Annotated in this window: 20 protein-coding genes and 4 pseudogenes; 16 read left to right on the forward strand and 8 right to left on the reverse strand. The window is 63.3% G+C overall.

Features of this window, described 5'->3' with window-relative positions; all coding sequences use genetic code 11:
- The first annotated feature begins 11 nt into the window (after positions 1–11).
- Positions 12–1,211 (forward strand): acyl-CoA dehydrogenase family protein, encoded by a 1,200-nt coding sequence (locus U8D42_RS27470; protein ID WP_083175122.1) that lies wholly within the window; start codon positions 12–14, stop codon positions 1,209–1,211.
- A gap of 18 nt (positions 1,212–1,229) precedes the next feature.
- The gene (locus U8D42_RS27475) at positions 1,230–2,360 is read left to right on the forward strand and encodes an acyl-CoA dehydrogenase family protein (RefSeq protein ID WP_083175123.1); all 1,131 of its coding nucleotides are present in this window, start codon (positions 1,230–1,232) and stop codon (positions 2,358–2,360) included.
- Here U8D42_RS27475 and U8D42_RS27480 read toward each other — a convergent pair.
- The 3 genes and pseudogenes from U8D42_RS27480 to U8D42_RS27490 form a co-directional block, all read right to left on the reverse strand.
- Positions 2,357–3,295 carry an alpha/beta hydrolase gene (locus U8D42_RS27480; protein ID WP_083175125.1) on the reverse strand — a complete coding sequence of 313 codons (939 nt, stop codon included), beginning with the start codon at positions 3,293–3,295 and terminating at the stop codon, positions 2,357–2,359. The two genes, U8D42_RS27475 and U8D42_RS27480, sit on opposite strands and share 4 nt — an antisense overlap.
- Entirely contained in the window at positions 3,295–3,513 is a 219-nt protein-coding gene (locus U8D42_RS27485; protein WP_322860583.1) for an SDR family oxidoreductase, read from the reverse strand. Before U8D42_RS27485 ends, U8D42_RS27480 begins: the two co-directional genes overlap by 1 nt.
- 232 nt (positions 3,514–3,745) lie before the next feature.
- Positions 3,746–4,084: pseudogene (locus U8D42_RS27490) on the reverse strand (SDR family oxidoreductase); the annotation flags it as partial.
- Here U8D42_RS27490 and U8D42_RS27495 point away from each other — a divergent pair.
- The 4 genes from U8D42_RS27495 to U8D42_RS27510 all read left to right on the forward strand — a co-directional run bounded on the left by U8D42_RS27495 (position 4,026) and on the right by U8D42_RS27510 (position 7,195).
- On the forward strand, positions 4,026–4,196 hold the full coding sequence (locus tag U8D42_RS27495; protein WP_322860584.1) for a hypothetical protein: 171 nt from the start codon (positions 4,026–4,028) through the stop codon (positions 4,194–4,196). The pseudogene U8D42_RS27490 and the gene U8D42_RS27495 sit on opposite strands and share 59 nt — an antisense overlap.
- 80 nt (positions 4,197–4,276) lie before the next feature.
- Positions 4,277–4,471, forward strand: a complete 195-nt coding sequence (locus tag U8D42_RS27500) for a ferredoxin (RefSeq protein WP_009953689.1) — start codon at positions 4,277–4,279, stop codon at positions 4,469–4,471.
- 133 nt (positions 4,472–4,604) lie between these two features.
- Positions 4,605–5,732 (forward strand): amidohydrolase family protein, encoded by a 1,128-nt coding sequence (locus U8D42_RS27505; RefSeq protein ID WP_009953692.1) that lies wholly within the window; start codon positions 4,605–4,607, stop codon positions 5,730–5,732.
- A gap of 302 nt (positions 5,733–6,034) precedes the next feature.
- A complete protein-coding gene (locus U8D42_RS27510) occupies positions 6,035–7,195 on the forward strand; it encodes a thiolase family protein (RefSeq protein ID WP_009953694.1) in 1,161 nt (386 codons plus the stop codon).
- Between the two features lie 15 nt (positions 7,196–7,210).
- Here U8D42_RS27510 and U8D42_RS27515 read toward each other — a convergent pair whose 3' ends face one another.
- Positions 7,211–8,278 (reverse strand): hypothetical protein, encoded by a 1,068-nt coding sequence (locus U8D42_RS27515; protein ID WP_244184719.1) that lies wholly within the window; start codon positions 8,276–8,278, stop codon positions 7,211–7,213.
- Between the two features lie 34 nt (positions 8,279–8,312).
- Positions 8,313–9,287 carry a hypothetical protein gene (locus tag U8D42_RS27520; protein ID WP_322860572.1) on the reverse strand — a complete coding sequence of 325 codons (975 nt, stop codon included), beginning with the start codon at positions 9,285–9,287 and terminating at the stop codon, positions 8,313–8,315.
- 211 nt (positions 9,288–9,498) lie between these two features.
- Between U8D42_RS27520 and U8D42_RS27525 the strand changes: the two genes are divergently transcribed.
- Complete coding sequence (locus U8D42_RS27525; protein WP_322860571.1) at positions 9,499–10,752, forward strand: cytochrome P450; 1,254 nt, start codon at positions 9,499–9,501, stop codon at positions 10,750–10,752.
- Between the two features lie 102 nt (positions 10,753–10,854).
- Positions 10,855–12,003, forward strand: a complete 1,149-nt coding sequence (locus tag U8D42_RS27530; RefSeq protein ID WP_225323316.1) for a cytochrome P450 — start codon at positions 10,855–10,857, stop codon at positions 12,001–12,003.
- A gap of 301 nt (positions 12,004–12,304) precedes the next feature.
- Here U8D42_RS27530 and U8D42_RS27535 read toward each other — a convergent pair whose 3' ends face one another.
- Entirely contained in the window at positions 12,305–13,711 is a 1,407-nt protein-coding gene (locus U8D42_RS27535; protein WP_181447328.1) for an adenylate/guanylate cyclase domain-containing protein, read from the reverse strand.
- Between the two features lie 253 nt (positions 13,712–13,964).
- Here U8D42_RS27535 and U8D42_RS27540 point away from each other — a divergent pair, with 253 nt between their 5' ends.
- The 5 genes and pseudogenes from U8D42_RS27540 to U8D42_RS27560 form a co-directional block, all read left to right on the forward strand.
- On the forward strand, positions 13,965–15,494 hold the full coding sequence (locus U8D42_RS27540; RefSeq protein ID WP_322860570.1) for a CoA-acylating methylmalonate-semialdehyde dehydrogenase: 1,530 nt from the start codon (positions 13,965–13,967) through the stop codon (positions 15,492–15,494).
- A 62-nt stretch (positions 15,495–15,556) separates the two neighbouring features.
- Positions 15,557–16,447 carry a 3-keto-5-aminohexanoate cleavage protein gene (locus tag U8D42_RS27545; RefSeq protein ID WP_322860569.1) on the forward strand — a complete coding sequence of 297 codons (891 nt, stop codon included), beginning with the start codon at positions 15,557–15,559 and terminating at the stop codon, positions 16,445–16,447.
- A 53-nt stretch (positions 16,448–16,500) separates the two neighbouring features.
- Complete coding sequence (locus U8D42_RS27550; protein WP_322860568.1) at positions 16,501–18,225, forward strand: N-acyl-D-amino-acid deacylase family protein; 1,725 nt, start codon at positions 16,501–16,503, stop codon at positions 18,223–18,225.
- Between the two features lie 476 nt (positions 18,226–18,701).
- Positions 18,702–19,373 (forward strand): CAP domain-containing protein, encoded by a 672-nt coding sequence (locus tag U8D42_RS27555; protein ID WP_322860582.1) that lies wholly within the window; start codon positions 18,702–18,704, stop codon positions 19,371–19,373.
- A gap of 361 nt (positions 19,374–19,734) precedes the next feature.
- Positions 19,735–20,016 (forward strand): annotated as a pseudogene (locus U8D42_RS27560) (transposase); the annotation flags it as partial.
- 31 nt (positions 20,017–20,047) lie between these two features.
- On the opposite strand, the pseudogene U8D42_RS27565 reads toward U8D42_RS27560, so the two are convergent.
- A pseudogene (locus U8D42_RS27565) lies at positions 20,048–20,523 on the reverse strand (transposase); the annotation flags it as partial.
- A gap of 392 nt (positions 20,524–20,915) precedes the next feature.
- Here U8D42_RS27565 and U8D42_RS29455 point away from each other — a divergent pair.
- Positions 20,916–21,790: pseudogene (locus U8D42_RS29455) on the forward strand (IS30 family transposase); the annotation flags it as partial.
- A 44-nt stretch (positions 21,791–21,834) separates the two neighbouring features.
- Here U8D42_RS29455 and U8D42_RS27585 read toward each other — a convergent pair.
- Positions 21,835–22,170, reverse strand: a complete 336-nt coding sequence (locus U8D42_RS27585; protein WP_322860565.1) for a transposase — start codon at positions 22,168–22,170, stop codon at positions 21,835–21,837.
- Between the two features lie 755 nt (positions 22,171–22,925).
- Between U8D42_RS27585 and U8D42_RS27590 the strand changes: the two genes are divergently transcribed.
- Together U8D42_RS27590 and U8D42_RS27595 are read left to right on the forward strand one after the other, a co-directional pair.
- Positions 22,926–23,741 carry an ABC transporter permease gene (locus tag U8D42_RS27590; protein WP_322860580.1) on the forward strand — a complete coding sequence of 272 codons (816 nt, stop codon included), beginning with the start codon at positions 22,926–22,928 and terminating at the stop codon, positions 23,739–23,741.
- 32 nt (positions 23,742–23,773) lie between these two features.
- Positions 23,774–24,613 (forward strand): MlaE family ABC transporter permease, encoded by an 840-nt coding sequence (locus tag U8D42_RS27595; protein WP_431523895.1) that lies wholly within the window; start codon positions 23,774–23,776, stop codon positions 24,611–24,613.
- Position 24,614: the final 1 nt, after the last annotated feature.

Below are 24,614 nucleotides of genomic sequence, written 5' to 3' on the forward strand. Positions count from 1 at the left end.
AGGACGGACGGATGAAGCTGCAACAGGATCCAGAGATCGAGAGCTTCCGCGCCGAGGTCAGAGGTTTCCTCGAGCAGCACCGGCCGCCGGTGCGCACGCTGGGTAGAGCCGGGGTGCGCGCACCCGACGCCGAGGACATTCCCGCCCTGCGGACATGGACCGCCCAGCTGTTTGAGGCCGGGTACGTGGGCGCTGACTGGCCCGTCGAATGGGGCGGTGCCGGCACCAAGGACGCGCTGCGCGCGACAGTCGTCGGCGAGGAGATGGCGCGGGCTCGGGTACCCACGCCGATCGGTGCCGGCCTGCTGGCCGCCGCGGCCCTCATCCACTGCGGGCGCCCCGACCAGCAGAGGCGCTACCTGCCCCGGATCCGGACCGGCGAAGACATCTGGTGCCAACTATTCAGCGAACCCAGCGCGGGCAGCGACCTGGCGAGCCTGACCACGCGCGCGCGTCGCGACGGCGATGACTTCATCGTGGACGGTCAAAAGGTCTGGACCACCAACGGCCAGCACGCCCAACTCGGCTACCTGTTGGCCCGAACAAATCCCGATGTACCCAAGCATGCCGGCATAACCGCGTTCGTCCTGGACATGACCAGCCCGGGCGTCGACGTGCGGCCGCTGCGCGAGATCACCGGCACCAGCGACTTCAACGAAGTCTTCTTCGATGGTGTGCGGATACCTGCGAACAATGTGCTCGGCGAAGTCGACCAAGGCTGGAAGGTCGCGACCACGAGTCTCGTTGAGGAGCGCTCCAGTGTGGGCACCGCGGGCATCATCCAGTTGCGTGCGGTACGTGACGCCGTGGTGATGGCGCGGTCGCTGCGGCGCGGATCCGGCCCAGCGCTGGACAACGATACGGTCCGCCAAGACATCGGCCGGCTGTACGCGGCCGCGCGGGTCAGCGTTCGGCTGGGCCAGTACAACTTGTCGCGCGCGTTGAGTGGCGATTCCGATCCCGGCGATGCTCCTTTGGCCAAGGTGCTCTACAGCGAGACCAATCTCGCGCTCACCGAGTTCGGGCTCGGGCTGCAGGGCACCGATGCGCTGCTCACCGAAGACGACCCCGAGGCGATCGCGGGCGGTTGGTGGCAGGACGCATTCCTTTATTCGCGGGCTCTGACGATCGCCGGTGGCGCCAATGAGGTGTTGCGCAACATGATCGCCGAGCGTTCGCTTGGACTGCCCAGGGAACCGCGCGGTTCTTGACGTCTTCGGAGGTAAGTCGTGGATTTCACCGTGAGTGATGAACAACGGATGCTCGTGGAAAGCAGCCGCAAGTTCCTGGCGCGCGAATCGCCGATCAGTCGTGTGCGCGAACTCGCCGATTCCGATGAGCGCGGCTACGACGAGCGCGTTTGGCAGTTGGGCGCGGAACTGGGGTGGGCCGGCTTACTCATCGCCGAGCAATATGACGGTTTGGGGCGCGATCTGGTGGACGTCGCGCTGATCGCCGAGGAACACGGCAGGACGGTGCAGCCGGGCCCGCTCATCGGTAATACCCTTGCGGCAGTGGCGATCTCACAATCCGGACGCGACGACCTGTGTTCGGAGATATTGCCGCTACTGGCAAGTGCCCGGGGCGTCGCAGCGTGGGCCTTCGCGGAGTCGCGCCAGCCGTGGGACGCCGACGGAGTGTGCGCGGTGGCTGCCGAACATGCCGGGGGCTTCCGGCTGAGCGGCATCAAGGTCGCGGTGCAAGACGCCGACGCCGCGGGCTGGATTCTGGTCACCGCCCAGCTGGGAGGCCGCGTGGCGCAATTCCTTGTCGACCGACGGTCCGCAGGAATCGGTGTGCGGCGCCAGCACACCCTCGACATCACCCGGCGCCTCGACGAGGTCGTGTTCGACGATGTTGCGGTGCCGCCATCGGCGCTGCTGCACGCAGGCGACGCTGCGGAAACGGCGGCTGCACACCAAAATCGCTGTGGTGCAGTACTTGTCAGCGCTGACAATATCGGTGTCGGTGAGGCCGTGCTGGAGATGACTGTCCGGTACGCAAAGCTGCGGGTCCAGTTCGGTCGCCCCATCGGTAGCTTCCAGGCGGTCAAACACAAGTGCGCGACGATGCGGATGTGGCTGCAAGCTTCGAAGGCCGCGACCTATTACGCCGCGATGGCCGTGGCCGCCGAGGCGGATGATGCCGAGGAAGCCGCCAGCGTCGCAAAGGCGTACACCTCTTCGGCGATCGCCGCTCTGACCAGTGAGGCCCTTCAGGTGCACGGTGGCATCGGCTTCACCTGGGAACACGACCTGCATCTCTACCATCGTCGGGCCAAGGCGAACCAGGTCCTGTTCGGTGATCCTTATCTGCACCACGAGCGGCTCGCGGCGGTGCTGGAAACGGCTACCGCCTAGGCAACTGTTCGCCGGCCGAACTGGCGGGCCAACCAGTCCGCGCTGTCGCGTGCCGCGGTTCGCGCCACGGCGGTGTCGGCGAACATGTCGAAGCCATGCACAGCGCCTGAGTAGACATGCAGTTCGGTGGGCACCGCCGCCCGGGACAGTCGCGCGGCGAAATCGATCGACTCATCGCGCAAGCAGTCAGCCGTGCCGACGGCGATGAAAGTCGCTGGCAGACCTTTTAATTCGGTCGCCCGCGCAGGCGCCGCATCTTCTGGCACGTCTTCGGTGCGATACCGGTCGCCGAGATAGCTGCGCCAGCCGAACGCGTTGGATTCCCGGGTCCACACCGGCAATCCTTGGAGCTGGCTCGACGCGGTGCGGCCGCGGTCATCGAGCATCGGATATTCCAGGTATTGAAATGCCAAGGGGGCGTTTACATTATCGCGCCACCGTAGCGACAGGCCCGCCGCCAGTGCCCCGCCGGCACTGCGTCCGGCGATACCGACCTGCTGCGGGTCGACCTCTAGCTCATGGGCGTGTTCGAAGAGGAAGCGCAGCCCGGCCTCGCAGTCGTCCAGCGGGGCGGGGTAAGGCGATTCGGGTGCCAGCCGGTATTCGACGCTGACGCAGACGCAACCCAACCAGCGGCACCACTCGATCAGGCGGGCATCGTCCATGTGCCGGTTGCCGATCACCATCCCGCCCCCGTGCATCCAGAACAGGACGGGCGGCTCGGCCGCGGCTTCGACGGGTCGTAGCAGCGACAGAGCGACGCCATCGCGTTCGGTGGTCAGCTCGAGGCGCTCGATGTCGGGCGCGGACTGCGGCTCGAACATCGATCCGGCGCGCATGGCCGGAAGCGTGTCGATGGAGAAGTCGAAATCGGGGAATCCATCCAGACTTTCGTTTATCTCCGGGTCGATCCAGGTGGCTTTGATCGTCGCCATTAACCGACACCCATCAGGTGCTTGCCCGCGCCTACGAGACCACCGTCGACGCGGATGTCGCAGCCGGAGATGAACCCCGCGGCGTCGGACTCCAAGAAGGCCACCGCGGCGGCGATGTCCTCGGGACGCCCGGGCAGCGGTCGGTCTGGGCGCTTGACCGGGGTCACGTCGATCATGACCGGGATGATCTGCTGACGATCCAGTTCCAGCCTGCCCATCGGTGTGTCGATCAGGCCGGGTGAGATCGCGGGTGCGGCCGCCCCTTTTGCCCCACGGCGTGGCCAGCCGTTCTGCTAGCCGGACCACGCCGCGTTTGGCCAGGACGTAGGCCGTGGCACTGTCGAGCTCTTGGCCCATGGCCTGTTCGATCGTGGCGAAGAACCCTTCGGCCAGCGGATCGTCCAGCAACGGCTCGACGCCCGCGGGGACGTCACTGTATCCGGCGATCGATCCGATCAGGATCGCGGAGCTCCCCGGGTTGACCAGCGGGAGCAAGGCGTCGGTGATTCGGACCGATCCGGCCAGGTCCACGTCGAGCACCGTCGCCGCACCGGCCATTTCCGGTGAGACACCCGCGGTGTGCACGAGGCAGCGCAGACGCCCGAGCTCGCGTACCCGATCGGCGACCGCGGCGACATCGGCGGGGGAGGTCACGTCGCAGCGCAGCGTCTCGACGTCGGCCCCGTGCCCAGTCAGCGCCTTGCGCGCCTGGTCGAGTAGATCCTCGCGCATGTCCACGAGCAGCAGGCGGCCACGATCGGCCAGCGCGCGGGCGCAGGCCAGCCCCATGCCGCCCGCACCCCCGGTGATCACCAGGACGTTGTTCACAGTCATCCGGCTCCTCTCCATCGGTGGATCACCATCGGCCCCGCTGGCCGACGAATCCGCCGACAAGCCGTAGTGTGCCATAAAAGCAACTTAATATATGCGATGGAGGAAACCCTAGTTGTCCTAGAAAGAATGTGATGGTCTACTCGACTTATGAAGGTGACTTTCGAGCCCGATCTCTGTGAAGCCAATGGATTATGCGTGCTAGCGGCGCCCGAAGTATTCGAACTTATCGATGACGACGTCGTCGAGATCCTGTTTCCGGAACCGGCACCCGAGGTGGAGTCCGCCGTCACTGACGCGGTGATTGCCTGCCCTAAGCAGGCATTGCGACTACCTGCGGACTGACCTCAGCGCTTGTTGCAACGCTACATCGCACACGAACATTGCAGAATACGAACTTATCGTTCTACTCTGAGGGAAGTCTGCCTTACAGCTGACTGCGAGCTTGTTTATCCGTCTGTGCCATGAGGAGTCCTTAATGCTGCCCGACGACGCCAAGATCATTTCCGTCGACGACCACGTCATCGAGCACCCCCGAGTGTGGCTGGACCGCGTCCCCGCCAAGTACGCCGACGTGGCTCCGCGCATCGTCAAGCTGCCCGACGGCAACGACACCTGGCTCTACGAGGGCAGCCAGTCCGGCAACTTTGCCCTCAACGCCGTTGCGGGCAAGCACCCACGCGACTTCGGCATGGACCCGCGCAGCTACGACGACATGTTGCCCGGATGTCATGAAATCGCCGACCGCATCAAGGACATGGACACCGAGGGTGTGTGGGCGCAGCTGTGTTTCCCCAACTTCGGCGGATTCGCCGGCAGCACATTTCACAAGGCCAAGGACAAGGACTTCGCCAAACTGTGCATCAGCGCCTACAACGACTTCATCCTCGACGAATGGTGCGGCTACGCCCCGGAACGTCAGATCCCACTGATGATGGTTCCGTTCTGGGATGTCGAGGCCTCGGTCGCCGAAGTCGAGCGCACCGCGGCTAAGGGCGCTAAATCCATCTCGTTCATCGAGGCGCCGCACAAGATCGGACTGCCGTCGTTTCACACCGACCACTGGGATCCGCTGCTGCGCATCTGCGAGGAAGCGGAACTGCCGCTGTCCATGCACTTCGGCTCCGGTGGGATGCCGCAGGGGCTCGCCCCCGACGGCGACCTGTTCATCGGCATCGCATTGTTCGGATTGAATTCGATGATGGCCACCGTCGACCTGCTGATGTCGGAGGTGTTCTACAAGTTCCCCAAACTCAAGGTCGCGCTGTCCGAGGGCGGTATCGGATGGATGCCCTATCTGTTGGAGCGCATCGACTACTCGTTCGGCCGGCACAAGTATTGGTGCAACATCAACGCTGACAAGTTGCCCTCGGAGTTGTTCCGCGAGCACATCTACGGGTGCTTCATCTCCGACCGGTCCGGGATCGAGCAGCGTCACCGCATCGGTGTGGACAACATTATGTTCGAAAGCGACTACCCGCATTCGGATTCCAACTGGCCACACACCCGCAAGCTGCTCGCCGAACACCTGGTCGACGTACCCGACGAGGAAGCGCGCAAGATCGTCGAACTCAACGCCCGGGCCCTATACAACTTCTGGGTCTAAACCCGGCCGGCTCGTGACGACCCAGCAACCGCGCCGTTTACCCGTGCCAGCTCGGATACCGCGGGCGTGCTCATCTGCGCATGATGAAAGGTGACCGAATGATTGACCTCACACGGGGAAAGCGACTGCGATGCCGGCTGCGTGGCTCGAAGACGCCGGTGGTCATTCGCGACGCGCTGCCGCAAACCTCGACCGGAAAGGTCCTGCGGCGCGATCTCATCGCCGACCTACTCGGCGCGAAGCGGGCAGCGACTTTATGACCGATCAACCGCCGCACCCAACCTTCGACGGAAGCGACAACAATGCCTGACGCGCTCATACTCTCGGCCGCTAGAACACCAATCGGCAGGGCCCGCAAGGGATCCCTGACGTCAGTCGACGCCTACGAACTCGCCGAGGTCGCCGTTACCGCGGCCGTCGAACGGTCACAGATCTCCGTGGCTGACCTCGACGACCTGTTGCTCGCGGAGTCCCTGCAGGGCGGAGGGGTGATCGGGCGCAACATCGCAGTGCGCCTCTGCATGACCAACGTGCCCGGGGTGGCTATCAATCGGCACTGCGCCTCGGGCGCCACTGCCGTGCAGTTGGCGGCGGCCACCATCATGGCCGGCATGGCAGACGTGATCGTCGCCGGTGGAACGGAAAGCGCGAGCACCATGCCGCGGCTGACCAAGGTGGCACCAGGTGCCCAAGAACCAACCCCATGGTCGCCGCAGAGCCATCCCGACGCCCCCGGCATTCCCGCTTTCGATATGTCGGTCACCATCGGTGAAAACACCGCCCGGCTCCACCATGTTACCCGCGAGCAAGCCGACGCCTGGTCCGCACGCTCACAGCAGCGGGCGCTCAACGCGATTGCCAAGGGATATTTCGACGACGAGATTGTCACCGTCCCCATCAACCACGGCGAAGCTGTGTTCGACACCGACGAGCACCCGCGAGACACCACGCCCGACGCGCTCGCCGGGCTGAAGGTCCTGCACCCGGAACTACCCGACGCGGTCGTTACTGCCGGAAATTCTGCGGGCATCAACGATGCCGCCGCCGCGCTGGTTATCGGAGGCTCTGACTTCGCGTCCAGTCGCGGCCTCACACCGCTGGCACGGATCCGGGGTTGGGCATCTGTGGGCGTGGAGGTCGAACACACCGGAATGGCCCCGGTGACCGCAATCCCGTTGGCGCTCAGGCGCAGCGGTCTCACAGTGGACGACGTGGACCTCTTCGAGATCAACGAGGCGTTCGCCACGATGGCCGTGGCGTGCACGCGTGACCTCGGATTGGACGAGTCAATCGTGAATGTGAACGGCAGCGGTATCAGTCTTGGCCACCCCATCGCGGCGACTGGCGCTCGGATGGTGGTGTCGATCGTTCATGAACTCGCACGCCGCGATTCGCGCATCGGGGTGGTGGCGATGTGCGCCGGGGGAGGGATGGGCTCAGCGATGGTCGTCGAACGGATCTAACTCGAGCCCGAACGCTCAGCGCTGGACGGTGAGCTTGGTGTAACGGCCGCCCAAAAGCCATTCAGACACATAGAGATTTCCGTCGGGGTCCGTTGCGACAGCGTGCGGGGAGTTGAAGCGATCGTGGCTGGGCAGGTGCGGTATCTCCGTACGCCCATCGCCGGCGAGCGTGTTGGGCCAGCCCGGCCGGGTCGGCCACCCCGGGGCGGCAGTGGGGTCGTCGCCGATGTATCCCAGCAGATTGTCCTCGGGATCGAGTACGGCCACTCGCCCATAGAGCTCGGCGACGACCAGCAGGTCGCCCCACTGCGCAAAATCGCTGGGGCTGTTGAGGAACTGTTCACCGAAGGACCGCAGATAGCGACCGCCGATATCGTAGACCAGCACGCGGGTGTTGACTCGGTCGGCAACGTAGAGCTCAGGGACCGTTTTGCGGCGATCGATCAAAATTGCGTGTGGACATGCGAGTCGTTGGCCGACTTCCTCACCGGTCAGCGTCGACCGATGGTTTCCCTGCTTGTCGAAGCGGTGCACGACACCTGACCCGTATCCGTCCGCCACCCAGATGTCGCCCGTTCCACCGAACCGCTCCTCGTCCACAGCGCAACCACACGGACAATACGGTCCCATCGGGCCGGCGGGGATGGCCGGATTCTGTTGGGGCACAGGCAACTCGGACCGGATCTGACCGTCCACGGTCATCTTCACCACTCGGGGTGCCCGGGTCTGGCAGCGGACTCCCTTGCCGAACATCGGAGTCCAGTCGGGGTCTCCGTCGTCGGCGCCGCAGCTGAACACGAACCCTGGATCGCTCACCCAGAGGAGTTCGTCATCGCCCTCGCGCACGAGAGTGATGCCATGGCCTTCGGTGAGGTCTGTGTCGACCACGCGGAGCAGACGGCCTCCGGTGTCGAACGCGACGAGTCGCCCGGCGTGGAAACTGATGATCTCGCCACCGTCGGTGGCGACGACAGCGTTGTGCACCCAACAGGACGGGGCACCCGGGACGGCGGACAGTTCTGCCCAATCACCGACCACCTCGTAGGAGGGGATGCTAATGGGCCTGCGGGTATCTGATGACACGACGAGCCTTCCGCTCTACTCGGCGGCGATAGCGCTACCGCAGCTCGCCTGAACTTCGTGATATTGACGAAACCCTCTCGGGTTCAGCGTCGTTCGCTCTGGACCACACCTGGCCCGCATCGTCTTCAAACTTGATCCGCACGTCGGGTGCAGCGTTGGGTTCCAACGAATAAAGGGCGGAAGCGTGTTGGTTTGGCCGTAGCCAGCGCGGGAAGTCCACTGCGTTGTGGGCAGCAACAAGGTCCATCCGGTTGGCTAGGAACGCCGGCTGCCGAGTTGGTAAGGCCCCGCCCCTTTCGAGCAGTGGGTGATGCTCGTCGGGCCACGGACCAGTGCTCAGCTTGGCGACGACGTCGGCGATCGCTTGCGTCGAGCGTTTGGCACCGCCGGGTCGAGCGCGTCCTTTGGAGTCGACCGCGCCTACCGAGACCTGTAGGTCGACGGCTAAAGAGGTGCCGTGATTCACCACTGTCACGGCCCAGATCTGCGGGCCAAGAAACGCCACTGGCGTCCGGTAGATCCTTACTTGCCGTGCCGATGCGATGCGTTCGGATTCCACGGTCAGCGCGCCGAGATCGGCGTCGGTCAGATCGGCTGCAATCGCGCTTTGCAAGCGGCCCTCGAAGTCAGCATCCCCATGACCAATGTAGCGCGGACAGATCCCTTCCCTTGTCAGTCGCTGCGTCACGTTGTCAAGCCAACTCTGGTCGTCCGAACTGGGCCCGTGCGAAGGTGATTCGGCGATGAGCCAAACGAGTACCAACTTGCCGGCTCGCTTTGCGCGCTCTACGTCACCCATCACCTCAACGACATCGCGGCCCATCGGGTCGAAGAGGGCGATGAACGCGTCGCAGCGGTCGGTGATCCCGCTCGACGGAATTAACGCAATCTGGGTCCGCTGCCCGCTCGCGCAGTTCCACCAATTCAGAGCATGACCAATGGCGGTGCGAGATCGCCCCGTGTCGTCGGGCGAGGCGATTGCCACCTCCATAACGTGGGCGGGGAACACTTTCTCATCTCCTCAGAGATACGTCAGCACTCAAGCGGTGCTGCGATGGATGACGTTGAGTGCTTTTTAATCTACCGGTCCTTGCTTCATTGGGAAATGACATCCTACTATAGCGAACACAGCCTTGTAGCTTAGTGCTGATCGACCGGTTGCAACATGGCTCGCAGGCGTTCGCCAGTGAACAGGAGGGACATTGTCGACGGAGGGAAGCGTGCTGGAGTTCGACCCGTTCAAGCCTGGTCCCGCTGACGAGTTGCCAGCGGTTTACGCGGCGCTGCGAGAGCGGTTTCCGGTCTACCGGACCGGTACGAATATCTGGGTGATATCGCGATTTGATGATGTGAAGGCCGTTCAATCCAATCCCGCTGTTTTCTCGTCCCGTCCCAACCCCTACGAGGGAGATTCAGCACCGGCGGATGCCGAGATGAAGCCCGAGGTCATCGAGCGACTCATGGCCCTGACCGCGGGGATTCCCGTCGACATGAACGAGATGGCCTCCGCCAAGACCATCGCCGCCGCGGACCCGCCTCAACACACCCGGATACGCAGAATCGTGAGCAGGGGTTTCACGCCCCCTCGAATCAAGGAGATGGCTGACGCGATCGCCACGATCGTCGACCGCTGCCTAAGCGGTATTGACGAGCTTCCCAGCTTCGACCTGGTCGAGCGGCTGGCTATTCCACTGCCGGTGGAGATGATCTGCCACATCCTCGGTATCGACCGAAGCGAGTACGGGCGCGCCAAGTGCTGGTCCGACGCTTTCGCCGCCGCCGCCGGCGGCAATTTCAGCAGTGCCGCCGAACGCAACGAGTTGATGTTGACGACGATCAAGGAGTTCAGCACCTACTTCGTGCCGTTGATCGAAGCGAGGCGAGTTGAGCCGAGGAATGATTTGGTCAGTGCGATGGTCGCGGCGATCGACAACGAGTCGCTGACCAACGTCGAAACATTGATGGTGGCGATCACCATCATGGTCGCCGGCAACGAGACGACCACGAACCTTATCGGCAATGCCGTGGTCGAACTGCTGGCCAACCCCGACCAGCTCAAATTGTTGCTCGACGATCCGTCGTTGTTGCCCAACGCCGTCGATGAGGCGAACCGGCTGACGACGCCGATCCAGTTCGCATTTCGGGAGGCGACCGAAGACACCGTCGTCGCTGGTACGACGATTCCGAAGGGGGCCATCATCGCTCTGCACATGGCCGCAGCGAATCGCGATCCGCGCCGCTTCGACGAGCCCGATCGTTTTTTGATCACTCGTCCTCCCGGTAAAAGCCTGGCCTTCGGTCACGGCATCCACTTTTGTCTGGGTGCTCACCTGGCAGGGCAGGAAGTGCGCGCGGCGATCGGCGGGCTGCTGCCCTACCTCGACCGCCTCAAATTGACCGATGCGCCGCTGGAACGCAACCCGACGGCGCTGCTCAACGGGTGGCAACGGGTCGAACTAGCGTGGGTGTCGTAGTGGGCCTGGGGAATTCCCGTTGAACGCGGACAGATAACGATGTTGACGGCATCGATGCTGCTAGACCCGGCAGTCCTGCAGAACCCCTACGCCTTCTACGCGATGCTGCGGGAGCAGGCGCCGGTCTGGATGGTGCCTGGTACGGACGTCGTCGCAATCAGCACTTTCGCACTGTTGTCGGAGGCGGTCGCGCGGCCCGAGGATTTCTCCTCGATCATGCGTTGTCTGCTTTACCGCGATCAGGATGGACTGCCTGCGCGCCTCGATTTCGGTGAGGCGGCCATGCCGACGCTGGCGACCGCGGACCCGCCCGTGCACACCACGCATCGGCGCGCGGTCTTCCCCGAATTAGTGGCACGGCGCATGCGCACCCTGGAGGACGACATTCGCGCGTTGTCAGCGGCCGCAGTCAAGCAAGCCCTAGATGACGGCAGCTTCGACTTCATGGCGAAGATCGGCAACATGGTGCCGATCACCGTGGTGGCCAGGCTGATCGGTTTTCGCGACATCGACCCCATGCAACTATTGGAAGCGGCCTTCGACTCCACCACGATGGTGGGCGGCACGATGTCAATGGATGAGCTCAGTACTTTTGTCGCGCGCACCGAGACTATCGAGGCCTGGATCGCCGATCAGATCGCGGGCACCGGCGAGGGGGGAGAAGAGGGAATCCTGCTGGCGGTTCGGCGGGCGCTGGATGCTGGCACCTTGCGCATCGGGGAGGCCACCATCATCCTGCACACCATGCTAAGCGCCGGCGGGGAGTCCACGACCAGCCTGCTGGGCAATGCGGTCCGGATGCTCGCTGAAAATCCCGGATTACAACAGCGGCTGCGCGAAAAGCCGCAGGACATCGATGTTTTCGTCGAGGAGGCGCTGCGGCTCGAGTCACCGTTTCGGCAAATGATGCGCAGCGTGCCACGCGACACCACGCTCGGCGGCGTCGAGATCGCCTCGGGCTCCACGGTGTTGCTTCTCTTCGCGGCCGGGAACCGCGACCCCGCTCAGTTCAAACACCCCGACCGAATCGACCTGACGCGCGAATCCCCCAAACGTCACCTCGCTTTCGGGCACGGCATTCATTTCTGCGTCGGGGCGGCTCTCGCGCGTATCGAAGCCCGTGCGGTGCTCGGCGCAATCCTCGAGCAGACCCGATGCTTCACGCTCGACGAGGATCGCGCACCGCGGTGGGTGGACAGCCTGTTGGTCCGTCGGCACGCAGAACTCCACGTCTGCGCTACTCCCCGGTGAGCTATGAGTCCCGACAGCGAGGCGGAGGGGAATGTCGCCTCCGTCAATGGAGTTGGGAGATAACGGCGATCTCGGTGGGCGCGCGGGAGGCGAAGTCGATCACTCGCGCGCCGGCGGGCTAGACATCAGGTATCGGCTGGATGTCGCTGCCCACAGCGTCATCGAGGTGGACGACGACGCCGGCGGGTGGTTGTTCGATCGGGTGATGGCCGGGTGGGACGCCACTGTCTTCCTCGCCGCCGACGCCGATGTGCGAGAGCTGATAGCGCGGTCCTGCTGTGAGCGGACCGGCCAGCGAATGCTAAACGACATCATCGAACACCGGCTCGGCCAGTTCGGTCATTGCCGATCGGCCTCGAAGCCACGCCGAACCGCGCGTTGCCCAGTGCTCCCGTTCCAACACCTGGGCTAGAGCGAGTGCGCTACCCGACGCCAGAATTCTGGAGTCCCATTGCTTGGCGTGATCAGCCAAGCGTGCGGCCTCGTTGACGGCGTCTCCAATGACCGTGTATTCGTAGCGGTTCTCCGCGCCGATATTGCCTGCGAATACCGCACCGGCGGCCACTCCGATACCGAAGTCCACCAGTGGCAGCGCCCTCAGTTCCGTGCCGAGCGCGCGTGCCGTCGCGAGCGCCGCCGAAGCCGGTTCATCAATGTCGATGGGTGCTCCGAACACGGCCAGGACCGCGTCGCCTTCGAACTTATTGATCAGGCCGTGCTGCTGGTGCACGGCCGCGACCACTATGCGGAAGAAGTCGTTCAGGATGCTCGCGACTTCCTCGGGCCGCCGGCCGGCGGCGATCGCCGTTGACCCCACCAGATCGACGAAGAGTACGGCGACATCGCGGACGTCACCCGATAGGGAGCCATCGTGTTGAAGTGCCTGGCGTGCCACGTCTGCGCCCACGTGGCGCCCGAAGAGGTCCCGGAGGCGTTCCCTTTCCTCAAGGCCTGCCACCATCCGGTTGAATCCGACCTGGAGTCGTCCGATTTCGGAGGGCTCATACACCTCGACGAGCGCCCCGCCATGGCCGTGCTCCACCTCGGTCATGGCGATGACGACTTCACGAACTGGGTCCGAGATTGACCGGGCAACCAAGATCATCGCGCGAAACCCCAAGGCGAGGGATGCCACAGCGAGCACCAGAACCGGTGTTTCGATTGGCGCTGACTTCGGCACAAGCCACCCGTTGGAGCGCGACAAGACGATCAATGCGATTCCAGCGATGGGTAATGCACTAAAGAGGACCCACGTAATCATCACTCGTGCAAGTACCCCCGGCATTTCGCTAGAGGGTTCGGCGGTCTTCATTGACGCCGCCAGGATGGGCCGCAGGATGCGTTGAGTTATCAGATAGCCCATGGAGGCGGTGGCCGCACCCCCGAACAGAATGGCGGTACCGATCACGCAGGCGACGGCGCCGCCGGCGTGAAAGTTGACCAGAACCAACACTGCGCCGCCGACAGCCCAGATGCCGAACTGGACGACGGTCTGGCGGGCGGCTATGCGCATAGCCGCGCGCTGTTGAGCGGGCGTTGGTTCGGCGCCATCGGCGAACCAACGGAAGGACGGAACCATATTCAAGACACCGGCCACACCACCGACGGTTGCCGAGATTGCGACCAGACCGCACACAGCAATCAGGTTCTTTCTGCTGGAGAGGATGCCGGGGTCCCCGCCGCGGTTACGGGTGAGCGAGACGATCATCAAAGAGACTGCGCCGGCGGCCAGGAGGTGCGCGGAGGTCAGCGCAGCCGCATAACTGAGCCCAAGACGAATTGCAGCTTTGCGCCCAGGAGTCCGGATTGACAGCCATGGAGGATAGGATGATTCCACTGGTAGACCGTCACTTCCGTTTAACGCATCTAACGACTACCATAAACAGCATTAATTGTTCTACTTCGTAGGTATCCAAACTTCGCGCACGTTAAAACCCATGACGAGGCCAGGACAAGACTGAATGACTGCGCACACGACGCTGATTCCGCACTTCATCGATGGGCAGCGCACCGCCGGGCAGTCCGGTCGCAGCGCTGACGTCTTCGACCCCAGCACCGGGGGTGTCCAGGCGACGGTGCCGATGGCCGGCCAGGCCGACATCGATGCCGCGGTGGTATCGGCCGTCGAGGCCCAAAAGGGTTGGGCTGCAACAAATCCGCAGCGGCGCGCGCGGGTGATGATGCGCTTCATCGAGCTGGTCAACAAGCACAACGACGAGCTGGCCGAACTGCTGTCCCGCGAGCACGGCAAGACACTGGCCGACGCCAAGGGCGACATCCAGCGCGGCATCGAGGTCATCGAGTTCTGCATCGGCATCCCGCACCTGCTCAAGGGCGAATACAGCGAGGGCGCCGGCCCGGGCATCGACGTCTACTCGCTGCGCCAGCCCCTGGGCGTGGTCGCCGGCATCACCCCGTTCAACTTCCCGGCGATGATCCCGCTGTGGAAGGCCGGCCCGGCGCTGGCCTGCGGCAACGCGTTCGTGCTCAAGCCCAGCGAGCGGGACCCCTCGGTGCCGGTGCGGCTGGCCGAGCTCTTTGTGGAGGCGGGCCTGCCGCCCGGGGTGTTCCAGGTGGTGCACGGCGACAAAGAGGCCGTCGATGCCATCCTGAACCACCCCGACATCCAGGCGGTCGGGTTCGTCGGCAGCTCCGAGATCGCCCAGTACATCTACGCCGGGGCCGCGGCCACCGGCAAGCGTGCGCAGTGCTTCGGCGGCGCCAAGAACCACATGATCGTGATGCCCGACGCCGACCTGGATCAGGCCGTCGACGCCCTGATCGGGGCCGGCTACGGCAGCGCCGGCGAGCGCTGCATGGCGATCAGCGTGGCGGTCCCGGTCGGTGACCAGACCGCCGACCGGCTGCGCGCCCGGCTGATCGAGCGGGTCAACAACCTGCGCGTCGGACACAGCCTGGACCCCAAGGCCGACTACGGCCCGCTGGTGACCGAGGCCGCCGTGGCGCGGGTGCGCGACTACATCGCCCAGGGCGTGGACGCGGGAGCCGAACTGGTCATCGACGGCCGCGAACGCGCCAGCGACGACCTGGCTTTCGGTGACGCCAACCTTGAACGCGGCTTCTTCATCGGCCCCACCCTGTTCGACCACGTCACCCCGGACATGTCGATCTACACCGACGAGATCTTCGGGCCGGTGCTGTGCATCGTGCGCGCGCACGACTACGAGGAGGCGCTGCGGCTGCCGTCCGAGCACGAATACGGCAACGGCGTGGCGGTGTTCACCCGCGACGGCGACGCCGCCCGCGACTTCGTCTCCCGCGTGCAGGTCGGCATGGTCGGTGTCAACGTGCCGATCCCGGTGCCGGTGGCCTACCACACCTTCGGCGGCTGGAAGCGTTCGGGCTTCGGCGATCTCAACCAGCACGGCCCCTCGTCGATCACCTTCTACACCAAGACCAAAACCGTGACGTCGCGGTGGCCGTCCGGCATCAAGGACGGCGCCGAATTCAGCATTCCGACCATGAAATAGCCTTGACAGCAACCACTTTCATACCGTCCCAGCAGATTTCACACTCCAGCGCAGGAGCGGCAGTGAGCGAACCAGTCATCATCGAGGCCGCGATCAACGGTGCGACGTCGAAGACCGTGAATCCGAACGTGCCGGTGACAGAAGACGAGATCGTTGCCGACGCACTGTCCTGCTTCGAGGCCGGGGCCGCGATCGTTCACCAACACGTATCGAGCTTCAACGTGTCCGGCGATGAGGCGGCCGAAGTGTATCTCGGTATCTGGCGACGCGTGCTGGCTGAGCGCCCCGATGCGTTGTGGTACCCGACAATCAACCTCGGGCCAGCAGCCCACTGGTACGACCACATTTCGCCCCTGGCGGAGTCCGGGCTGCTCCGGATGGGAGTCAGTGACCCGGGGTCGGTCAACATGGGAGTCCTCGTGGACGGCCTGCCCGTCGGTTCCTTCGTGTACGCCAACACCTTCGACGACGTCGCCCATCAACTGGACCTGTGTCGCACCCACCGGCTGGGACCGAGCTTAGCCATCTACGAACCGGGCTTTCTGCGCACCGTCTTGGCCTACCACCGCAGCGACCAGCTCCCCGCGGGCTCGTTCATCAAGCTGTACTTCAGCTCCGAGGCTGGCCTCAGCGGAACGGCATTCGGGTTGCCGCCCAGCGCCACAGCTCTCGCGGCGTACGTCGAGCTTCTCGACGGTACCGGACTGCCCTGGGCAGCATCCGCAGTTGGCGCTGACCTCGTTCGCAGTGAGCTGTGCGGCGCGGCGCTCGACGCCGGTGGTCACCTTCACGTGGGGCTGGAGTTCTATGCCGGCGAGCGCACCCCCACCAACCTCGAACTGGTGACGGAGGCCGTCGAGGCGACCGCCGCAGCCGGCCGGAAGGTGGCCACCAGCGCCGAAGCCGCGGCACTACTCGGCCTACCACGGACCCTGGAATCGGTGCCGAATTAACCATTGCGGATTCGAAATCGGTTGCCGGACAATGATAAGAGAGAGCTGGTGTAATGAGTTACGATCTGGTGATCCGGGACGGCTCGATCGTTGACGGTTTGGGGGGAGCGCCCTATCGGGGCGACGTCGCGGTGCGTGGTGGTGTCATCGTGGCGGTTGGTCCGGTCGATGGTGTGGGCAGGCGTGAGATCGATGCGGCAGGCCTGTTGGTCACGCCGGGGTTCATTGACCTGCACACCCACTACGACGGTCAGGCGATCTGGTCGGATCGGCTCAACCCGTCGTCTTCGCATGGCGTGACCACCGCGATAATAGGTAACTGCGGGGTAGGCTTCGCGCCGTGCCGGCCGGCTGATCATGACGTGCTCGTCGATGTGATGGCCGGGGTCGAGGATATTCCTGGCGTGGTCATGGTTGAGGGGCTGGAGTGGGACTGGGAGACTTTCCCCGAATTCCTGGATCGGCTCGAAGCGGGTCGGCGCGACATTGATGTGGCTGCGTTGCTGCCGCATTCGCCGTTGCGGGTCTACGTGATGGGACAGCGCGGCGCGGACCGCGAAGCGGCGACGGTTGACGACCTGGCCGAGATGCGCGGTCTGGCTGCCGAGGCGGTGCGGGCCGGAGCGTTGGGCTTCGCCTCGTCGCGGTTGGCTACCCACCGCACCGACGGCGGTCAGCAAATCCCGAGCTTTGAGGCCGGAGAGGCGGAGATTCTCGAGATTGCGCGGGGGATAGCCGACGGCGGTGGGGGATTGATTCAGTTCGTACCGGATATTCCGGCCGGCGGCTATGAATCGGTGTTGCAGAATGTGTTTGACGCCGCCAACGTCACGGGTCTACCGGTGACTTTCACGCTTCTCGTCGGCAATGCCGGTGATCCGCTGTGGGAGGAGGCAATCGCGATGGTCGAGAAAGCTAACGACGCCGGCGGGCAGATTACCGCGCAGGTCTTTCCCAGGCCCATCGGGTTGATGCTGGGCCTGGAGTTGACGATAAACCCGTTCACGTTGTGTCCCGCCTACCGCCAGATCGCTGATCTTCCGCTGGCCGAACGCGTTGCGCAGATGCGCAAACCCGTTGTGCGCGCGAAGATTCTGGCTGATCGACCCACCGACGCCGCATCCAATCCGTTGTTCCACTTGGGACAAGCGTGGGAATGGATCTTTCCGATCGATGATCGCGCTGTTTACGAGCCCGACCGCGCCGAGAGCATATTGGCCAGGGCGCGAGCCCGGGATGTCTCACCGTTGGAGGAGGCTTACGATCGTCTGCTCGATGATGATGGCCACGCCATGCTGCTGGGCGCCATGGCTAACTTCACCGACAACTCCCTGGATACTATCGGCAGCCTGATACGCCGTGACGACGTTGTGCTGGGTTTGGGTGACGGCGGCGCACATTACGGGATGATCTGCGACTCAAGCTATCCGACCTATCTGCTGGCTCATTGGGCCCGCGACCGCGCCACGGGCCGACTGTCGGTTGCCGAGGCAATCCGGGAACTGACTTCGACACCTGCCAAGGTCGCCGGACTGCTGGACCGTGGTCGCGTCGGGGTTGGCTACAAGGCCGACCTCAACATCATCGACCACGCCAGGCTGCGGTTGCACAAGCCGGTGATTACCCACGATCTGCCCACGGGGGGACGTAGATTAGACCAAACCGCCAGCGGCTACGTCGCGACTATCGTCTCCGGCCAGGTGATCGCCGAGCACGACGCGGGCAACGACGCCCGGCCCGGCCGACTTGTCCGCGGTCGTCAGCCCGCGCCGGGCTGATCGCGAGCGCGGGGCTGATGAAGGCCACGGTCCTGGAGTCGGTGGACGCCGAAAGTCATGGTTCCCAAGACGACCGCGTTCGACAGCGACCTGCCACGCGAAGACTCAGGCAAGCTATTCAAACGACGACCCGATACTGGCGGGATATCGAAGCCAACATCTGAGCTCGCTCGTAACGTGATCCAGGCATCTAGCGGACGCCTCCCGCCGATGACGACACAGTGTCGAGCCCGCCTCGCGCAGTCGGGATCACGGCAGGCGTAGACAAGCACATAAACATATATTCATTTAAGTAATAGAAACCTCTAGACGACTTCGCGGCGCCGTGAGTAGCCTACGTGCATGTCAGGTTCATTTCTGTCCTACATCGGCTAGGTTTCAGTCGATCCGATCGGCCCGGCCAGCTCTCGGTCGCAGAGCGTCCGGCGCCCAGCGCCGCCGACCACCGCTCGGTGGCTGAGAAGGAGGACTTGGACATGCAGTATCGGCCGCAGCGCCTGCCGGCCTTGGTGGTTGCCACCGGCGCTCTGTTGAGCCTTCCCGTCGCGCATGCGGATAATGACAACAACACGCTCGTACCGAACAACAAGCGACTCAACGATGGTGTCGTCGCTAACGTCTTCACCGTGCAGCATCAAGCGGGCTGCACTAACGACGTGAGAATCAGCCCCCAACTTCAAGCCGCTGCGCAGCGGCACACCCAGGATGTGTTGAACAACCGGGCCCTCGATGGTGATATCGGTTCGGACGGGTCTAGCCCCCAAGACCGCGCCAATGCAGCTGGTTTCCACGGCCTTGTGGCCGAGACGGTGGCGATCAATCAGTCAATCGCGATCAGCGGCAATGACTTAATCAACCGGTGGTACTACAACCCCGACTATTTCAAGATCATGTCCAGCTGTGCGAACAGCCAGATGGGGGTGTGGTCGCTGAACAGTCCGGATCGTACGGTTGTGGTTGCGGTCTACGGACAGCCACAAGCCGATCCCTCGGGACGAGGAGCAACACCGCTGAACACCGAAGGACAGAACATTCCGCTCGATCCCAGTCCCGACTATGACGCCAGCGATGAACTCCAGTTCGGTCTCAACTGGTTCCCGTGGATCCTGAGGGGCGTGTACCCGCCGCCCGGCAATCCTCCGCAGTAGAGCGAGATTCGTCTATCGTTGGCGAACGTGCGTCAGCTTGGAACGTTCCGTCACAGACGAACCTGCGGCGACGTCGGCGCTGCTGCAAGCTGTGCCACAGCGGAATCGACGACAAAGCGGGGCCCATGATCTTCGCCACTCGATTTCGCCTTTTGTCCGCAACACTATTCGCTCGGCGAAGGCAGGGAGACGGTCGTTTTCAAGTGGTCATCGCGACAGCCGTCGCAATAACCGGCCGACCAGGTACTGTGTCCGAGCAGCTGCGGAACTCGGCGGTGAACTCCTGACGGGAGTCCTCCGGTCCCGGCCAGTTCTTGTGGAAGTCTGATGCCCCAGAATTGGGGCGAGGACGACTCGATTCATGGCACGGCGGCATACACCCGAGCAGGTGGTCCGCAAGCTGCGTGAGGGTGAACGGCTGCTCGGTGAGGGCACAGACCTCGGCGCGGTATGCCGGCATCTGGAGGTCAGTGAGCAGACCTGGCATTGCTGGCGAAATCAGTACGGCGGGATGAAAGCCGAAGACACCAAACGGCTCAAGGAGCTTGAGCGGGAGAATCAGAGGCTTAAGAAGTTTGTCGCCGAGCAGGCCCTCGATATCGACATGCTCAAGGAGACCAGCCGGGGGAAACTTGTGAGCCCGGGTCTGCTGCACGATCGGGTGACAATTTCGGTCACGCAGCCTGACTGGCCGGTGTGATCATGATTGCTTCGTTTTCGACGGGGGTCAACCGGCCGAGGGTGGCCTGGCGGCGGCGACGGTGGTAGGTGCGCTCGATCCAGGTGACGATTGCGATGCGTAGTTGCTCGCGGGTGTCCCCGCGGCGGCGGTCCAGAACGTTCTTCTGAAGCAGGGGAAAGAAGCTCTCCGTGGCGGCGTTGTCACGGGCCGCGTCAACACGGCCCATGGAGCCGGCCGTGTCGTGACGCGCCAAAGCACGAACGAATTTCCGGCTGCGAAATTGACTACCCCTGTCGGTGTGCAGGATGCAGCCGCGACCTCACCACGGCGTGCCACCGCACTGGCCAGCGCTGTGGTGGCCAGACGTGATTTCATCCGGGAGTCGATGCTGTAGCCGACGATGCGGTTAGAGAACACGTCCTTGATCGCACACACGTAGAGCTTTCCTTCGCCGGCTTGGATTGCAGTAGTCGTTGCAACACCTTCTGGAGGTGGCGGCGATGGCCGGTTCGAAGTACAGCAAGGAGCAGGAGGACGAGTTCTTCAGGTTGCTCGACAAGGGTGGACCCGTGCGTGCGGCAGCTCGAGCGGTGGGTGTGCATCAGGATGCGGGCTATAACTGGCTGCGAAACTCCGGGTTAACGATGCAGCGGGCGACGCCGCGGAAGTACTCAGCGGAGGACAAGGCCGAATTGTTCCGGCGGTTGGCGCTGAACCCGAACGTCTCAGCGGTCGCCAGGGAACTGGGGTTCACGCGAATCACCTGCTATTCGTGGGCCTTTAAGGCCGGCATCCCCACCAGCGAGGCCCGCAAGGTCAATCCCCAAAGGGAGGAGTTCCTGAGGCTTCGCAAGCAAGGCCTGACCCGCGCGCAGGCCAGGGCAGGTGTCGGCGCCGATGCCCGATCAGCCACCGTTTGGGATAAAGGCATCATTATCATCAACCGTGGCCGGATCTATTCCGATGGCCGCGTCGTGCGCTACCCGGACCCGACACTGATCGGCGTGAATGCAGAACGCAAGATGCGCGCAATTGGTGGAAGTGTCGACTGAACAAGGTCGAGAAGGTCATCGACGCCCGCTATTTGAGCTTGGTCGAACGCGAACTGCTCCAAGACCTTCACCGCACGGGAGTGACGATCAGACGGATCGCCGCTGCGCTGGACCGCTCACCGTCAACGGTCAGCCGCGAGCTACGACGCAACACCATCTCGACTCAGGGTTATCTGCCCCATACCGCCCACCGCCTGTCGGTTGCGCGGCGAACCCGATCTCGAAAAGTGAAGCTGATAACCAACATTGAGCTTCGCGCGTACGTGCAAGCGAAACTGGCCAAGAAGTGGTCGCCGTAGCAAATCGGCAACTGACTGATCCGGGACTTCCCGGCCACGGTGGAGATGCGGGTCAGTACCGAGACGATCTACCAAGCGATTTACGTCCACGCCCGCGGCGAACTCAAACGCGAGCTCGGCAAACAGTTGCGCCGCGGCCGGGCCGCCCGCAAGCCGCGCAAGCAGCCCGATGCACGTCGCCCACGTTTCGTCGACCCCCTGAAAACGATCAGCCACCGCCCCGCGGCCGCGCAGTCACGCGAAGTCCCAGGCTATTGGGAAGGCGACCTCATCACCGGCGCTTCCGGTGGATCAGCGATCGCAACGTTAGTTGAGCGCTCCAGCCGCTACGTCATGCTCGGATACCTCGGCCGCGAACGAAGCGCCGACTCCGTGCGCGACAACCCGGCACGTCACCGCTACGGGAATCCCGTCCGCGGCGAGCTCCTTCACGAGCGGGTAGAGCCTTTTGCCCGCAGATTTGCCTGCGACAGGTAGGCCGCGGCCCGGCGAAGGACCTCGTTTTCCTGCTCCAACAGGCGATTTCGGCGAAGCAGCTCCCGCAGCTCGGCCGACTCACTGGTGCTCTTGCCGGGCTTGGCGCCCTCATCGATGTCGGCTTGGCGCATCCAGTTCGCCAGCGTCATCGGATGAACACCGAAGTCGGTGGCAATCTGGTCGATCGTCACACCGTCCTCACGGTTGCGAGCGACCCGCACGACATTGTCACGGAACTCACAGGGATAAGGCTGGGCACACTGACTTCCTTCCAGCCTACCCGTCACGGGCAAGCCATCTCAGTTGTCACCTGTTCGGGCAGCAGACCCCCGGGGCACATCAAGGTCTGCATCAAACGTGGGACGGTGCAGTGTGCTGGCACGCCGGATTAGTCCTCAACGCAGACCAGAACTTTGTCTCCACCTCGTCCCAAAGCCTTGCCGCGAGACCTCCGGTCGAGGCCGAGCCGGGTCTCGTTGGGTTGTGCAAATGTCTCAGTAGTTGGCGGCTTGTCAACCGCGCGGCTAGTCCTCTACGGTAATCGCTAAACAAATAACGATTTTGCTCACAGAGCCGTGGTCAGTGTGATGGCAATCACGCTGACCACGCCGCGAACGTGCCAGCGGGACGAGCGTGCCAGCAGGGGAGGACGTTGGATGAAGGCGTGGCCTCAGATGGGGTCCGATGCTAAAAGGTGTGGCGCCAGGCAATTTATGTCTCCCCACGGATGGTCGGCGCCCGGCGTGGGCGCGTCAGCGCTGAGCGACCTCGGGCTCATCGGTGCACGGCCAATGAGGGTGGTACTACCAAAGCGTCGCGAAGACGGTTCGGCCGTGCTGCGCAGTCTGGAGACCTACTCCTCACGCAAGGCTTTTGGCATGCCGGGTAGCCTGCTGCCGCTAGTGCCTATCGCCCTTGACCCGTGGGAGCGCGTGCGTTTTCACAAGTGCGCTGGCGGTGATTCATGACCACTCGCATCGACGACGACCTACCTCAGGACGCGTTGAGTTCGGGCTTCAGCAGCGTGGGCCGATCACTGCTTATGGTTTACCCGCTCAGAGCTGCGCGCCACGTGGGCATGATTCCAAGGCGTACCGCGGCCACGACGGGTCGTGGTGTGCAGCTGTTTGCGGACGTGGTGCGCTACATCGTTGCCGACACCATTGCCATGAGGCTCCCAGTCGGCGAAATCGTTGTGCAGGCATGGATCTTGCTCAAAGTGACGACCATACCCGCGCTGCTGATGGCTGTTCCGATCGGCGCAATCACAACCATTGTGACGTCGGGTCTTGTCAACCAACTGGGGGCAACCTCGCTGCTTGGCGCGGCCGCCGGGGTCGGTGTTGTTCGGCAGGGAGCGCCGATGACGGCGGGATTGTTGATGGGTGCCGCAGCAGCTTCGGCCATTGCGTCGGACTTTGGGGCACGCGCAATCCGTGAAGAACTTGACGCAATGCGGGTAATGGGTATTGACCCGGTCCGCCACTTGGTGGTCCCACGTTTTCTCGCACTGCTATTGATAGCCCCGATTTTATGCATATTTATTGTGGCGTCGGGAATGGCGTCCTCATTTTTGATGGCAGTGGGAGCCTCCGACGTGGCGCCGGGAAGTTTCTGGATGTCCTTCGGGACATTCTCGAAGGTGGTGGACGTATGGTTCGCCATCGGCAAAACGCTCGTCTTTGGGGCAATCGTGGGCTTAGTTTCATCGCTACGCGGAATGGAGGCGAAGGGTGGCCCGCGGGGCGTAGCAGACGCCGTGAACTCATCGGTAGTGGTCAATGTCGTTTGGATTGTTTTCGCAAACCTCGCGATAACGCAGTTGCAGTCGATGTTTGCTCCGCTGGAGGTAGCGTAATGACTCCCGGTAGCGGCGCAACAGTACCTAGTATGTATTTCAGTACTCGACTGGTAACAGCGGCAGTCGAGCCGATCGGCGGGATGTTCCATAACCTTGGGCAGTGGGTGGTGTTCATTGCCAAGACATTCAGCTCGGTGCCAATAGCGGTCGTTAAGTATCGGCGACAAACATTGCAACAGATGAACAGTCTCGCTTGGGGTAGGGGTTCGCTGATCGTGGATGGTGGAGCGATAAGCGTATTATTGCTCCTCGGTATTGCGGTCGGTGCCTCGTTAGCCGTTGAGGCGTTTGCTGTCTTGAATATTATTGGCTTCGGTGGCTTGTCTGGGATTGTCGGCGGGATAGGAGGGGTGCGCGAGATCGGGCCGATAGTGAGCGCCGTCGCGTTCGCTGGACAAACGGGGTGCCGGATGACCGCCGAGATCGGTGCCATGCGCATCGCCGAAGAGATCGATGCCCTAGAAGCGATGGGGCTCAGGCCGCTGCCGTTTGTGGTCGGCACTCGCCTGGTCGGCGCGATGATATGTGTGGTGCCGGGATTTCTAGTGGCGCTGATAGCCAACTTCTTCGTCATGGACGCCGTCATCCGAGTATCTCACAATCAGCCCGGCGGAACATACGATCATTACTTTGCCGAGTTTTTGGTACCTAGGGATCTTGCATACTCTGTGATCAAAATAGCCGTCTACTGTGCGGCCGTGACCTTGATCCATTGCTATTACGGATACTTTGCTTCGGGTGGACCGGTCGGCGTTGGTCAAGCGTCGGGTCGCGCTGTGCGGACCAGTCTGATCACGATCATTGTCTTGGATTTGATAATGACCGTGGCGCTGTGGGGCCTTCATCCAGTGTTCGTGTTCAAAGGTTAGG

It is taken from the genome of Mycobacterium europaeum (assembly GCF_034555895.2).
GTDB lineage: Bacteria > Actinomycetota > Actinomycetes > Mycobacteriales > Mycobacteriaceae > Mycobacterium > Mycobacterium europaeum.

Bases quoted from the DNA above. Each gene is read 5' to 3' on its own strand.
- U8D42_RS27470 (WP_083175122.1), top strand. From the start codon at position 12: ATGAAGCTGCAACAGGATCCAGAGATCGAGAGCTTCCGCGCCGAGGTC.
- U8D42_RS27480 (WP_083175125.1), bottom strand. From the start codon at position 3,295: ATGGCGACGATCAAAGCCACCTGGATCGACCCGGAGATAAACGAAAGT.
- U8D42_RS27485 (WP_322860583.1), bottom strand. From the start codon at position 3,513: ATGGGCAGGCTGGAACTGGATCGTCAGCAGATCATCCCGGTCATGATC.
- U8D42_RS27495 (WP_322860584.1), top strand. From the start codon at position 4,026: ATGTCCACGAGCAGCAGGCGGCCACGATCGGCCAGCGCGCGGGCGCAG.
- U8D42_RS27500 (WP_009953689.1), top strand. From the start codon at position 4,277: ATGAAGGTGACTTTCGAGCCCGATCTCTGTGAAGCCAATGGATTATGC.
- U8D42_RS27505 (WP_009953692.1), top strand. From the start codon at position 4,605: ATGCTGCCCGACGACGCCAAGATCATTTCCGTCGACGACCACGTCATC.
- U8D42_RS27510 (WP_009953694.1), top strand. From the start codon at position 6,035: ATGCCTGACGCGCTCATACTCTCGGCCGCTAGAACACCAATCGGCAGG.
- U8D42_RS27530 (WP_225323316.1), top strand. From the start codon at position 10,855: ATGCTGCGGGAGCAGGCGCCGGTCTGGATGGTGCCTGGTACGGACGTC.
- U8D42_RS27535 (WP_181447328.1), bottom strand. From the start codon at position 13,711: ATGATCGTCTCGCTCACCCGTAACCGCGGCGGGGACCCCGGCATCCTC.
- U8D42_RS27540 (WP_322860570.1), top strand. From the start codon at position 13,965: ATGACTGCGCACACGACGCTGATTCCGCACTTCATCGATGGGCAGCGC.
- U8D42_RS27550 (WP_322860568.1), top strand. From the start codon at position 16,501: ATGAGTTACGATCTGGTGATCCGGGACGGCTCGATCGTTGACGGTTTG.
- U8D42_RS27555 (WP_322860582.1), top strand. From the start codon at position 18,702: ATGCAGTATCGGCCGCAGCGCCTGCCGGCCTTGGTGGTTGCCACCGGC.
- U8D42_RS27590 (WP_322860580.1), top strand. From the start codon at position 22,926: ATGGTTTACCCGCTCAGAGCTGCGCGCCACGTGGGCATGATTCCAAGG.
- U8D42_RS27595 (WP_431523895.1), top strand. From the start codon at position 23,774: ATGTATTTCAGTACTCGACTGGTAACAGCGGCAGTCGAGCCGATCGGC.